This is a genomic window from Paenibacillus sp. S33 (genome assembly GCF_053615415.1).
The window spans coordinates 2214938-2227412 of record NZ_JBSIEZ010000001.1; the positions used below are offsets into that span (position 1 = coordinate 2214938).

The following is a 12475-nucleotide window of genomic DNA, read 5'->3' on the forward strand; positions in this document are numbered from 1 at the left end:
TGAGAACGATTACGAAATAATTGGAGCATCTTAGAATTTCATGGTGCTAAAATAAGCATAAATACGGCAGACGTTGGAGCAAGACTGACGGGACACCATGCTGCACCGCCATATCAGAGGGGGCTCCATTACACAATGTTAATAAAGAAGGTTACTTGGCTTGAGCTCTTTTATGACTTATTGTTCGTAGCTGCTGTCTCTAAGGCCACTCATGTTTTACTACATGTTGAGCATGGTAGTATTTCGTGGGAACATATGGAAAAGTTTATTATGATTTTTATCCCAATATGGTGGGCTTGGGTGGGGCAAACGGTCTACAACAATCGTTTTGGGCAAGACAGTATAACGCATCGAATTTTTATGATCCTGCAATTGTTTTTCGTGTTGATCATGACCGCCAGCCTTAATATAGATTTTGATGCGTATTATGTATCTTTTTTTGTTGGCTATATTGGGTTAAGAGGTTTAACTGTCGTTCAATATTTACTTTCGGCATCCAAAGAAACGGCTCATAAACAGGAAACAGCTCGTTTTTTTGGTACCTATTTTTGGATTGGAATAGTCATCTCTAGTTTCTCCCTCTTCTTTGATTCTTGGGTTCGATATTTGATTTTATATACCGGTATAGCTATTGATATCCTCGTTCCTTTGATTGGTCGTAAAAAGTTGGTGATCACACCAATCCATACGGAGCATCTTTTAGAACGCTTTGCACAGTTCACGTTAATTCTGCTTGGCGAATCTGTGATAAGTATGCTTTCTGTTTTACAATCCGATCATTTTACGGTTTCTTCTGTTGTATTTGCTGCTTTGGCTTTTGTATTAGTCATCGCAATCTGGTGGCAATATTTTGAGAATATGGAGAAGCGCGTAGATAAATCAAAACAATCAGCAGGCCAGACTATTATTTATGGTCATTTGTTTATTTATCTTTCCCTTAGCATGCTAGCTGCTTCGATTCAGCTCTTGTTTTTGGGACAAGTAGACTATATCTTTGTGCTTTGCTTTACCTTTGCTTCTGTTTTTATTTACTTTTTGTCGGCTTTGCTGGTATTTCATCAGTACAGATTAAGTCATCTTAAACCTCGTCTCAGAGTCATTTTTTTCTTGACTGGAATACTCTGTGTCCTGTTTATCCTTAATATATTTATTGTCGTTCCCCCTCATCTCATCGTAGCTGAAATCATGCTTTTCTTTCTCCTGTTCGCTAAAACGACGGTTTGATCCGACTTTATATGGGGGATATTTAACGCTGATTGGGGCGAAAAAGGGAACTTTATGCGCTCTCCTTTTCTTTCTTGGTAAAATAGGAGTATAATAGCATGGATGTGTAAAGTATTGTATAGAGAAAAAGGAGTGACCACACGATGAGTAAAATCGTACCTGTCGGCGTTTCCGCCCGTCATATTCACCTGACTCAAGAGCATATTGAAATTTTGTTCGGAGCAGGCTATCAATTAACTGAATTTAAACCTTTGTCCCAACCAGGACAATTTGCCGCAAATGAAACGGTAGCTGTAATTGGTTCTAAGGGCCAATTTGATAAGGTTCGCATTTTGGGACCTGCTCGTCCCGCTTCCCAATTGGAAATCTCTCGCACTGATTCCTTTGCTATTGGTGTAAAAGCACCTGTACGCGAATCTGGTAGCATTGATGGTACACCAGGAATCACGGTAAAAGGACCAGCTGGTGAAGTGGAACTGCAAGAAGGCGTGATTGTAGCAGCCCGCCATATTCATTTCCATACATCTGATGCAGCTAAATGGGACATTAAGGACAAGCAGTTGCTGAAAGTACGTGTCGGCGGCGAACGTGGCCTTGTATTTGAAAATGTTCTTGCACGTGTGTCCGATTCATTTGCTTTGGATATGCACATTGATACAGATGAAGCGAACGGAGCCGGTGTGAAAAACGGTGACAACGCTGAAATCGTAGACTAATATACACGTATTTAAATGCCGGAAGGCTTAAAGAGTCCGATTCTTGCAAAAGAATCGGGCTTTTTACATACTATATAATTTATAAATACTTCACTTATGTAAAAAAAGAACATGAGTTCACATTGACTTCATGGTATCTGCGGCTGATCTATGGCGATGGCCTATAAATCATGCTATAATTTAGTGTAATGCCTTTTTTAAAGGTTTTTTAGAACTTAAATAAATTTACCCATGCCTAAAGATACAGTAAATCACAAATTAGCTCGTGAAATAGATGGTGTAAGGAGTGACTAAGGAATGGAAAAGAAAACAAAAGATTACTCCAAATATTTTGATTTCTCGGATGCGAAGATTATTTCTGAAGATGAGCATAGCAAAAAGATCCGCATTCGCGGACGTGAAATCAACATTATGGCGGAGCCGAACCATAGAAAAGAAAAGCAACGCGGTAAAGAGGACGTACAAGTATTGTATGATAACGCAGTCCCGGATGAGCTCAAGCATATCGGTGAGGGAAAGCATTATATCGTATACACATTTGGTTGCCAAATGAACGAGCATGATTCCGAAACCATAAAGGGCTTGCTGGAGCAAATGGGCTACCAGGCAACCGAGGATCGGAAGGAAGCGGACATCATTTTACTGAACACTTGTGCTATCCGTGAAAATGCGGAGGATAAAGTGTTTGGCGAGCTGGGTCACCTCAAGCATCTCAAAACAGAAAAGCCAGGACTGCTGCTTGGCGTGTGTGGTTGCATGTCACAAGAAGAGAATGTCGTTAACCGGATTATGCAAAAACACGGTTTTGTCGATATGATTTTTGGTACCCATAATATTCATCGTCTGCCTCAGCTCGTCAAGGAAGCACTCTTTAGCAAAGAAATGGTGGTCGAAGTGTGGTCTAAGGAAGGCGACATTATCGAAAACTTGCCGAAGAAGCGTGAGGGTATGCGGGCTTGGGTGAACATTATGTACGGTTGTGATAAATTTTGCACCTATTGCATTGTTCCCTTTACACGTGGTAAGGAAAGAAGCCGTCGTCCAGAGGATGTAATCGCTGAGGTGCGGGATTTGGCACGTCAAGGCTTTAAAGAAATTACCTTACTGGGGCAGAATGTTAACGCTTATGGCAAGGATTTGAAAGATTTGAATTACAGATTCGGGGATCTGATGGATGATATGCGCAAAATCAATATCCCGCGTGTACGTTTTACGACATCACATCCACGTGATTTTGATGACCATTTGGTTGAAGTGCTCGGTAAGGGTGGCAATTTGGTGGAGCATATCCATCTGCCTGTTCAATCCGGTAATACGGATATATTGAAGAAAATGAACCGAAAATATACCCGTGAGCGTGTTCTGGAACTGGCCGCGAAGATTAAAGCAGCTGTTCCGCATGTTTCTCTGACAACAGATATCATCGTAGGTTTCCCTGGTGAAACAGACGAGCAGTTTGAAGATACTCTATCTCTGGTACGCGAGGTCGGCTATGACTTTGCCTACACATTTATTTATTCACCACGTGAAGGTACGCCAGCTGCTTCGATGGAAGATAATGTGCCTATGTCGGTCAAAAAAGAGCGTCTCCGGCGTCTGAACATTGCTGTGAACCAAAACAGCCTTCGCTTTAATAGTCGATTGCGTGGCGAAGTGGTTGAAGTGCTGGTGGAAGGCGAGAGCAAAAATGACAGCAAAGTGCTTGCCGGTCGGACCCGTTCCAATAAACTTGTACATTTTGAGGGTTCTAAGGACCTGATTGGTTCCTTTGTTCAAGTGAAAATTACGGAACCTATGACCTTTTACATCAAAGGTGATCTGGTTGAAACGGCCGTAGCGGTTAACGGATAAAAGAATTTCTAACGGGTTGCATGCGGTCTGAGTAAAGGGCTGTGTGCAAGGCCGTCTAAGTGAGAAAAGGAGCGATGGGCAATGACAGAGGAGCGGTTGCAACAAACAGAACTTCAATCGGCGGCGCGCCAGCATGATCATTTGGTCAATCGCGAAATGATATTGGCAAAAGCCAAAGAATTGGCAGGTATTTTGGGTAGCAGTGAGGAAGTGCAGGTATTCCGGAAAGCAGAAGAAAAGATTCAGGATCATGGGCGCATCCAGCAACTGATTGCAACGATGAAAAAGAAGCAAAAGGAAATTGTAGCATTTGAATCCTTGAAGAATCAAAAAATGATTGCCAAAATAGAGGCCGAGCTACAGGAGCTACAGGAAGAGCTTGACGGTATTCCAATTGTCACGGAGTTTCAGCAGAGTCAGGTGGAAATTAATGAGCTACTGCAAATGGTAATCATGGCGATCCGTGATACCGTTGCTGAGAAGGTGAACGTAGAAGAGGGGAAAAGCACTTCCTCGTCGAATTGCAGTGATTAGAGTGAAATCTATGGTGTGGAGGCGTAGCTTCCACGCCTTTTTTTCGAAAGCAATTTACTATCGTATGTGTTTATAAGACATCAAGAGAAATGGGACAACATCGAAGGGATGGAAGCAAGGGAATGGATAAGTTGGGTAAGATGCTAGAGGGAGAAAATAATACTTTTTGGGAGTATCTAGGGTGTGAGCTGATTGCAGCTGATGCAAACGAGGTACAGATCGCTTTGGAGGCCAAACAAGAGCATACCAATGTGATGGGTATTGTCCATGGGGGTGTACTTACTTCATTAATGGATCAGGCGATGGGGATGGTCAGTATGGCTTCACGAAATATGGATTCATGTGTAACGACGAACCTGAATGTTCATTTCTTGTCACCCATGAGGCAAGGACGACTGGAGGTTAGGGCGCGAATTCTTCATCAAGGAGGTCGCACTATAACCACTGAGGCGGAAGTAAGAGATAGTGAAGGCACACTCGGTTCTACATCTACAGCAACCTTCCGAGTATTACGTACACAAGCAAGTGATTCAGGCAAGGCCTGACACTTGACAAAAATTTTTATTATGTCATAATGAATTTATCAAAACGATATAATATGGTGATGCCAATGGATAGCAATCGTATAAACGAAGAGGCGCAAAAGGCGTCGTACAACATTAAGAAATACCGTACCCCGGATGGAGCTCCAGCGGATATCGTTATGTTTACCTTAACGAAGCGGGAGCGCAAGACGGTAACAAAGACATTGCCTATTCGAGAGCTGAAAGTGATGCTCATCAAGCGCCGCAGTTGGCCGTTTGCAGGACGTTGGGCTTTGCCTGGAGGGTTTTGTCAGGAAGATGAATCTATGTATGGAGCTGCCAAGCGGGAGCTGTTAGAGGAAACGGGTGTGGACGGCGGGCATCTGGAGTATTTGGGTGTATATAGTGGACCGGGACGTGATCCGCGCGGGTGGATCATATCACATGCATTTTTTGCGCTGGTAGAAGAATGGATGTTGGAACAGCGTCAGGCGGCCGATGATGCTTCCGAGGTCGGGTTATTCACGATCCGCGAAGCGTTGGAGGAATTGGAGCTGGCATTCGATCACCGGGATATCATAGTAGATGCTTATCGCAAAATTCAGTTGCAGATGCTTCAGACGACGATTGCCAAGCAGTTTTTACCGCTACATTTTACACTGGGTGAATTATATCAGGTGATTCAGAGTGTCGTACCGGATTTCGAAGAGCCAAACTTTATTCGCAAAATAACATCGACTCGTAGCAGGCAGGGAATACTGGAAGAGGTGCGTGATGAGAACGGCAAACCGCTCAGTTCCAACCAGTATTCACAAAGACCTGCACAGTTGTACCGGTTTAGTGACAGAGTACCGCGTTTATCTATCTACACGTAACGTCTAATGTAATAGGTTACGCATAGAATGTACAATTTCACTTTGAGGATAAGGAGCTGACCGTACGATGCAGGCACTAATTGTTATTGATTACACGAAAGATTTTGTGGACGGTAGTTTGCCTGTAGGACAACCTGCGATTGAGTTGGATGAACGGATCGCAGCAATTACGCAGGCATACGTGGATCAAGGGGACTTTGTTGTCATGGCTGTGGATTTGCATGAGGAGAACGACCTTTATCACCCGGAGAGCAAGCTGTTTCCTCCACATAATTTACGTGGAACCAACGGACGACATTTGTATGGCAAGCTTCGTAGCCTCTATGAGCAACAAAGTGATCTTATCTACTGGTTGGATAAAACACGGTATAGTGCTTTTGCGGGCACAGATCTGGAGCTCAGGCTGCGTGAACGTGGCATTCTGGAAGTTCATCTGATTGGTGTGTGTACAGATATATGTGTGCTGCATACGGCTGTAGATGCTTATAACAAAGGTTTTGCTATTACCGTATACAAGGACGCTGTGGCGAGCTTTAATCAAGCTGGACATGATTGGGCTTTGGGTCATTTTGAAGGAAGTCTTGGAGCCGCGGTACGGTCGGCTGAGGATACGGTTTTACGTCACAAGAAGTAAAATAACTTAACGAGTGTGCACCAATGTCCGATAACAAAATGGAGCCGGATATTGCTGAATCTGGGCAGATGAGGCGGTACGCTGCCACCACAAACCTGGGGACAGTCAGAGAGGATGATTACGATGCAGTCAACGAGCCTCGCATTACATACAGATAAATATCAGATTAATATGATGTACGCCCATTGGGTGAACGGAAGTCATCAGCGTAAAGCTGTGTTCGAGGCGTATTTCCGTAAACTCCCTTTTGGTAATGGATACGCCGTGTTCGCTGGTCTGGAACGCATTGTGAATTATATTGCAAATTTGCGGTTTACAGAAGAGGACATTCGCTACCTGTCTGAACAGGAGGAGAAATACGATCCCATGTTCATGGAGGCGCTTCGCCAGTTTAAGTTTGGTGGAACGGTCCATTCGATGAAAGAAGGGGCACTTGTTTTCCCAAACGAGCCTCTGGTACGTGTTGAAGGAACGATTATGGAAACGCAGCTTGTCGAGACGGCATTGTTGAATTTTATGAACTATCAGACACTCATTGCGACAAAGGCATCACGCATCAAGCAGGTGGCAAGTGACGATACACTGCTTGAATTTGGAACACGGCGTGCGCAGGAAGCTGACGCAGCGATTTGGGGAGCACGGGCAGCTTATGTGGCAGGTTTTGACGCGACTTCTAATATGCTGGCAGGCGAGCACTTTGGAATCCCGACGAAGGGGACACATGCCCATTCATGGGTGCAGACCTTTATGACAGAGCAGGAGGCGTTTGACGTGTATGCGAAGGTTTTACCAGACCAGGTTACACTGTTGGTAGACACCTTTGACACGCTGGAAAGCGGTGTTCCTCATGCGATTCGGACAGCAAAAATGCTGGAGAGTCAGGGCAAGCGTATGAATGCAATCCGTCTGGATAGCGGTGACTTGGCTTATCTATCCATTCAGGCGCGGGAAATGCTCGATGCTGAAGGCTTAGATTACGTACAAATTGTAGCTTCCAATGATTTGGACGAAAATACGATTTTTAACCTGAAAGCCCAAGGGGCACGTATTGATGTATGGGGTGTAGGAACACAGCTTATTACGGCTTCAGATCAACCTTCGCTTGGCGGGGTGTACAAGCTGGTTGAGCGTGAAGTGGATGGCGAAATGTTGCCGACGATTAAGATCTCGGGTAACCCAGAAAAAGTATCCACACCAGGCAAGAAGGATGTATATCGCATTGTGGATAAGAAGAAAGGGAGAGCTGTAGCCGATTATATTTCTTTCCCGGATGAAGAGCGTCCGCGTAATGGTAAGCGCCTGAAGCTGTTTAACCCTTTACATCCGTATATGAAGAAGTATGTAGAAAATTATGAAGCCGTGCCAATGCTTGAGCCTATTTTTATAAATGGACAGAAGGTATATGAGCTTCCTGAGCTGGATGAAATTCGTGCCTACCATACTTCACAGTTAAAATTGTTTTGGCCAGAATATTTGCGGAAGCTGAACCCTGAAATTTATCGTGTAAATCTGAGCGAGAAGGTATGGGAGCTGAAGCAAAAGCTGATCGACAGCTATATGCAGCCCGAAGTTGAAGAAAAAGAATAGTTGGAAGAGGCACCTCATGAATGTATGGGGTGCCTTTTTGTGTCGCGGCATGTAGGAAATAGGAGCTTATTTATAAATTTCTCTCATCACATGTCGTAGCTCAGGGACAATAATGCGTTCCATTGCCGAACGAACGGCTCCGCGTGAGCCAGGCATAGAAAATACAGCTGTCCGACCCACAGTACCAGCTACAGCCCGGCTTAATATAGCTGCTGAACCAATGTCCTCAGCAAAGCTTAAATAACGGAAGATTTCCCCAAAGCCAGGTAGTTCCTTATCCAGTAGAGAGGAGACGGCTTCATATGTAGTATCACGTGGAGAAATACCGGTACCGCCTGTCAAAAGTACAGCCTCGATGTCATTCTGTGCCGCTGCTTCGGATACTAACTGCTGAATACCTTCGTAGTCATCCTTGACGATGACATATCGAACAACCTTATATCCATTGGTTTCTAGTAGATCCATGAGCAATTGTCCCCCGGTATCTGTTTCCACGGTACGTGTGTCCGAGACAGTCACAACCATGCAATTAACCTGTTGCGGGGATTCCTGTCGATGCTCCTCTACGGAAGACATATTCATTAAAATGTTCACTCCTTGATCGATGGTTAGACATACACTTTTTACAATAGAGCAATGACTGAGTGTATGCAAGTCAGAAACAGGGGCTAAAAATCCATGTGATTAATATCCTTGCACTTACATACTGGAATATAGTACACTTCCTTACATAAGTCGGGATTGTTTTGTTTTTATTTTATTGTAAGCGCGCACATCAAATGATTAAACTCAAGGATCAGCGGGTAATAGTACAGCAGGGTCAACAACTGGGAGGTAATGTAATATGAATCATTCATACCAACAATGCGTGGATGCTTGCCTGGAATGTATGAACGCTTGCAATGTATGTTACGTAGCGAGTTTGAAGGAATATGATTTAGCTATGCTGCGTGAATGTATTCGAGTGAGTAGGGAATGTGCAGAAATATGCGGATTTGCTGCTCAAATGCTGCAGCGCGGAACGGATTTTGCCGAGCAAATCTGTGAGCTGTGCGCCAAGGCCTGTGAGGTATGTGCTGCTGAATGCAGCAAGCATTCCCATGATCATTGCAAACATTGTGCAGAAGCCTGCCGTCGTTGCGTTCAGGCATGCCGCCAATTGGTGGCAGTGTAATTACATATATGGAACTAGTGCCTGAAGAGGAAATAAGGTTGCTTTCTACTGAATAGGTTTGTATAATGATTGGAATTAACGTCATGGAACGGGAGAGTAGCACCGGAGCCGTATCATTACAGCGAGCCGGAAGAGGTGGAAGCCGGTATGAGGTCCGATGTGAAGCGCACCCGGGAGACGGTTGATCCAACGAGCAGAATTTCTAGTAGATCAGCCCGGCAGACACCGTTATTAGTCATTGGAGTGAAATCGCGATTTGTGTAAGTTAGCTTTAGCTGCACAACCGATTTACGAAGAGTGGTACCGCGGGGATATTGAAGTTCTCGTCTCTTGAATTATTTCAAGAGGCGGGGGCTTTTTTTGTTAGACCTATAGAAGAAGGAGAGAGGAAAATGTTGTTGAGGATTGCTGCTCAAGCGAAATTGGGCCATACGGGCTTGGAGGAAAAAGAAATTTTATCTTTATTCGAGGTGCCTCCGCAGCCTGAATGGGGAGATGTAGCGTTTCCCTGTTTTGTGCTGGCTAAAAAGTTTCGAAAGTCTCCACAGCACATTGCAATGGAATTAGCGGAGCTAGTGAGCCATGAAGAAGGTTTAACTGCTTCAGCATCGGGTGCCTACGTAAATATAACATTGGATCGATCGGTTCATATTCCACTTCTGCTTGCTGAATTGAGCAAAGCTGATTTCCTCAGGCCCAATATCGGACACGGACAGCGGGTGGTCATTGATATGTCTTCGCCCAATATTGCTAAACCGTTTGGTATTGGTCATCTTCGCTCTACTGTTATTGGTGCTGCCTTGTATCGCATACTTGGTGAAACCGGATATGTCCCAATTAGTGTGAATCATCTTGGAGATTGGGGAACACAGTTTGGTAAGCAAATTGCGGCCTATAAAAGATGGGGAAATGAGGAGCAGCTACAGCATGATCCGATTGGTGAATCACTGAAACTGTATGTGCGTTTTCATCAGGAGGCCGAGCATGATCCGTCTTTAGAGGATGAAGGCCGCGAGTGGTTCCGACGTTTGGAACATGGGGATGCTGAGGCTCAACAACTATGGGAGTTTTTTGTTGAAGTCAGTCTGGGTGAATTTGATCGTATGTACCAGCGCCTGAACATTACATTTGACCATGTGCTGGGAGAAAGTTTTTACAATGAGAAGATGCAGGCAGTTATTGATCAATTAAGAGCAAAAGGATTGCTGGAGGAAAGTGATGGCGCGCTTGTAGTTCGTCTGGAAGACGAGGAACTGCCGCCATGTCTTATTCTAAAAAAGGATGGGACTACCATTTATCCGACACGTGATCTGGCAACAGCGATTTATCGTCATGAAGTGATGAAGGCTGATCGGTTGCTGTACGTCGTTGGTGGGGAACAGAAGCTGCATTTCCAGCAGGTGTTTGCGGTGCTGAAACATGCAGGAGAGGCATGGGCGGAGCAGTGTGAGCATGTGCCGTTTGGATTAATGCGGTTTGCGGGTAAGAAAATGTCTACAAGACGTGGAAAAGTTGTCAAACTGGAAGAGGTGCTGGATGAAGCTATAGCCCGTGCTCAAGCCATCATTACTCAGAAGAATCCCGATTTGCAGGAACAACGGGCAGTAGCAGAGGACGTTGGTATTGGAGCGATTATTTTTGGTGACTTAAAAAACAACCGGCTGAATGAAGTGGATTTTTCGTTGGAGGAGGCGCTGACCTTTGAAGGTGAGACCGGGCCTTATATGCAGTATACTCATGCGCGCATACGCAGCCTTCTGGAGAAAGCTCATGCTCGCGCCGATGTTGATGTTACTACTAATTCTAGCGACAACGCCCTTGTCCAAGATAGCCATTCTCGTGATTTGAATGACATATCGGATGAAATGTTAGGTGACGCAGGTTGGGCGCTGCTTAAGCAGTTGGATCGTTATCACGGACAACTGATACGTGCGGCTCGCCAACTGGAGCCTTCGGTTATTGCGAGATTTGCACTGGATACGGCCCAGGCATTCAACCGTTTTTACGCCAAGGAAAGGATTGTCGATGGTGGACGCTGGCGTATTCAATTGGCGGAACAAACTGCGGATATTCTGGCATGCGCGCTGCAACTTCTTGGTCTGAAAGCACCGAATCGGATGTAAGCAAAGAGAACAAAGGGGAGCGAGGTTTGCCGGCGGAATACCGCTACCCAGATCCGGTTCTTCCAAGGGGATACTGTAAAAGGTAATCTGTCACAGGCACTTTTGAGGATGTATAAAGATAGTGAGCAGAAAAGAGTTAGACGGGTTACACTAATCGCAGCTATTGCACTGTTTTGCAACCAATTTGTGCATATTTGAAACATTTGATGCTTTTATTGCGTCGGTAAGTATAGAAGCAAAGTAAACATGGAGGTGTATCTCATGAAAAAAAATAAAAGCGTGGCAGTTGCCCTGCTTGTCGTCTGCTCATTGGCTGTGGCTACGTCGGCTTCTGCTTTTCGTGATATAAAGGGAGCTGAACAGGAGAAGATCGTAAACTCACTTCAGGATAAAGGAATTATCCAAGGAATAACCAAGGATAAATTTGCACCGGATCAAACGCTCACCTATGCACAAGGAGTACATTTGGTTGTTCGTGCGATGGATCTTCAGGTAATGCCTGATTTCACAACGGGTTCCTTTGCAAACATTCCGGCTTCCGCATGGTATGCCCAGTCCTATCGGATTGCGGCCCAACACCAAATCCCTTTGTCACCAGATATTGATCCAAGCACCCGTATGACAAGAGAACAATTTGCGAATATTCTGTATAAAGCAGTGAGTGCAACGGGTGAATATCCAACTGTCCGTATGTTAATTAATGTAGCGGATGGCAAAAAATTAGATCAGGAATCAAACGCAGCAGTTCAATTCCTGCTGTTGACCAAAATTGCAAAATTGGACGAACAGAGCAACTTTAACCCGGATCGTAAAGTAACGCGGATGGAGGCAGCAGAAATGGTCTATAACGCATCCGAATTTGTACAAAGTCATAAAACGGCTGAAGCTACTCCTGAAAATCCGGCTGAGCCTGCAGATCCGGTTCAACAAAACAATATTAGTATGAGTATAGAAAAAGCAAATGACCAGCAGAACAAAGTGACAATCACCCGTCTGCAGGCACCTAATCCAGGTTACGGCATTGAAGTGGATCACATCGACTACGTAGATGATACGAATGCAGTAATTTACTACAAGCTGACTAGTCCAAAGCCAGGGGAAATGAATATTCAGGTCATTACGGATACCCACACAAGTACGTTGGTAGACAGCAAGTATAAGGTTACGCTCAAAGCAGTAGATGGAACAGTGCTTCCGCCCACAGGAACAGGCACGTCTGTAGCTAAATAAAAT

Annotated in this window: 12 protein-coding genes and 1 other annotated feature; of the genes, 11 read left to right on the plus strand and 1 reads right to left on the minus strand. The window is 44.7% G+C overall.

Annotated elements, in window-relative coordinates; all coding sequences use genetic code 11:
* The first annotated feature begins 135 nt into the window (after nucleotides 1-135).
* From ACWGXJ_RS10515 to ACWGXJ_RS10550, 8 genes are all read left to right on the plus strand, one after another.
* Nucleotides 136-1224 (plus strand): low temperature requirement protein A, encoded by a 1089-nt coding sequence (locus ACWGXJ_RS10515; protein ID WP_336076858.1) that lies wholly within the window; start codon nucleotides 136-138, stop codon nucleotides 1222-1224.
* A gap of 143 nt (nucleotides 1225-1367) precedes the next feature.
* Nucleotides 1368-1940, plus strand: coding sequence for a phosphate propanoyltransferase (gene pduL / locus ACWGXJ_RS10520; RefSeq protein WP_013309962.1), 573 nt, complete (start codon nucleotides 1368-1370; stop codon nucleotides 1938-1940).
* Nucleotides 1941-2237: 297 nt separating this feature from the next.
* Nucleotides 2238-3791, plus strand: a complete 1554-nt coding sequence (gene miaB, locus ACWGXJ_RS10525) for a tRNA (N6-isopentenyl adenosine(37)-C2)-methylthiotransferase MiaB (RefSeq protein WP_013309963.1) — start codon at nucleotides 2238-2240, stop codon at nucleotides 3789-3791.
* Nucleotides 3792-3872: 81 nt separating this feature from the next.
* The gene (locus ACWGXJ_RS10530; protein WP_023988245.1) at nucleotides 3873-4325 is read left to right on the plus strand and encodes a RicAFT regulatory complex protein RicA family protein; all 453 of its coding nucleotides are present in this window, start codon (nucleotides 3873-3875) and stop codon (nucleotides 4323-4325) included.
* A gap of 122 nt (nucleotides 4326-4447) precedes the next feature.
* Entirely contained in the window at nucleotides 4448-4870 is a 423-nt protein-coding gene (locus tag ACWGXJ_RS10535; protein WP_452566687.1) for a PaaI family thioesterase, read from the plus strand.
* A gap of 65 nt (nucleotides 4871-4935) precedes the next feature.
* Complete coding sequence (locus tag ACWGXJ_RS10540) at nucleotides 4936-5724, plus strand: NUDIX domain-containing protein (protein WP_023988247.1); 789 nt, start codon at nucleotides 4936-4938, stop codon at nucleotides 5722-5724.
* A 67-nt stretch (nucleotides 5725-5791) separates the two neighbouring features.
* The gene (locus tag ACWGXJ_RS10545; RefSeq protein WP_452566688.1) at nucleotides 5792-6358 is read left to right on the plus strand and encodes a cysteine hydrolase family protein; all 567 of its coding nucleotides are present in this window, start codon (nucleotides 5792-5794) and stop codon (nucleotides 6356-6358) included.
* A 123-nt stretch (nucleotides 6359-6481) separates the two neighbouring features.
* Complete coding sequence (locus ACWGXJ_RS10550) at nucleotides 6482-7945, plus strand: nicotinate phosphoribosyltransferase (RefSeq protein WP_023988249.1); 1464 nt, start codon at nucleotides 6482-6484, stop codon at nucleotides 7943-7945.
* A gap of 66 nt (nucleotides 7946-8011) precedes the next feature.
* On the opposite strand, the gene ACWGXJ_RS10555 is transcribed toward ACWGXJ_RS10550, so the two are convergent.
* Nucleotides 8012-8527, minus strand: a complete 516-nt coding sequence (locus ACWGXJ_RS10555; protein WP_452566689.1) for a MogA/MoaB family molybdenum cofactor biosynthesis protein — start codon at nucleotides 8525-8527, stop codon at nucleotides 8012-8014.
* 262 nt (nucleotides 8528-8789) lie between these two features.
* Here ACWGXJ_RS10555 and ACWGXJ_RS10560 point away from each other — a divergent pair, with 262 nt between their 5' ends.
* The 3 genes from ACWGXJ_RS10560 to ACWGXJ_RS10570 all read left to right on the plus strand — a co-directional run bounded on the left by ACWGXJ_RS10560 (nucleotide 8790) and on the right by ACWGXJ_RS10570 (nucleotide 12472).
* Complete coding sequence (locus ACWGXJ_RS10560; RefSeq protein ID WP_023988251.1) at nucleotides 8790-9119, plus strand: four-helix bundle copper-binding protein; 330 nt, start codon at nucleotides 8790-8792, stop codon at nucleotides 9117-9119.
* Nucleotides 9120-9194: 75 nt separating this feature from the next.
* Nucleotides 9195-9453 (plus strand) — a binding site (T-box leader).
* A 58-nt stretch (nucleotides 9454-9511) separates the two neighbouring features.
* A complete protein-coding gene (gene argS, locus ACWGXJ_RS10565; protein WP_452566690.1) occupies nucleotides 9512-11242 on the plus strand; it encodes an arginine--tRNA ligase in 1731 nt (576 codons plus the stop codon).
* 261 nt (nucleotides 11243-11503) lie between these two features.
* The gene (locus tag ACWGXJ_RS10570) at nucleotides 11504-12472 is read left to right on the plus strand and encodes an S-layer homology domain-containing protein (protein ID WP_452566691.1); all 969 of its coding nucleotides are present in this window, start codon (nucleotides 11504-11506) and stop codon (nucleotides 12470-12472) included.
* The last annotated feature ends 3 nt before the right edge of the window (nucleotides 12473-12475 follow it).

What these genes read in the sequence shown, in the direction of transcription:
- ACWGXJ_RS10515 (WP_336076858.1), top strand. Translation starts at nt 136, where the DNA reads ATGTTAATAAAGAAGGTTACTTGGCTTGAGCTCTTTTATGACTTATTG.
- pduL (WP_013309962.1), top strand. Translation starts at nt 1,368, where the DNA reads ATGAGTAAAATCGTACCTGTCGGCGTTTCCGCCCGTCATATTCACCTG.
- miaB (WP_013309963.1), top strand. Translation starts at nt 2,238, where the DNA reads ATGGAAAAGAAAACAAAAGATTACTCCAAATATTTTGATTTCTCGGAT.
- ACWGXJ_RS10530 (WP_023988245.1), top strand. Translation starts at nt 3,873, where the DNA reads ATGACAGAGGAGCGGTTGCAACAAACAGAACTTCAATCGGCGGCGCGC.
- ACWGXJ_RS10535 (WP_452566687.1), top strand. Translation starts at nt 4,448, where the DNA reads ATGGATAAGTTGGGTAAGATGCTAGAGGGAGAAAATAATACTTTTTGG.
- ACWGXJ_RS10540 (WP_023988247.1), top strand. Translation starts at nt 4,936, where the DNA reads ATGGATAGCAATCGTATAAACGAAGAGGCGCAAAAGGCGTCGTACAAC.
- ACWGXJ_RS10545 (WP_452566688.1), top strand. Translation starts at nt 5,792, where the DNA reads ATGCAGGCACTAATTGTTATTGATTACACGAAAGATTTTGTGGACGGT.
- ACWGXJ_RS10550 (WP_023988249.1), top strand. Translation starts at nt 6,482, where the DNA reads ATGCAGTCAACGAGCCTCGCATTACATACAGATAAATATCAGATTAAT.
- ACWGXJ_RS10555 (WP_452566689.1), bottom strand. Translation starts at nt 8,527, where the DNA reads ATGAATATGTCTTCCGTAGAGGAGCATCGACAGGAATCCCCGCAACAG.
- ACWGXJ_RS10560 (WP_023988251.1), top strand. Translation starts at nt 8,790, where the DNA reads ATGAATCATTCATACCAACAATGCGTGGATGCTTGCCTGGAATGTATG.
- argS (WP_452566690.1), top strand. Translation starts at nt 9,512, where the DNA reads ATGTTGTTGAGGATTGCTGCTCAAGCGAAATTGGGCCATACGGGCTTG.
- ACWGXJ_RS10570 (WP_452566691.1), top strand. Translation starts at nt 11,504, where the DNA reads ATGAAAAAAAATAAAAGCGTGGCAGTTGCCCTGCTTGTCGTCTGCTCA.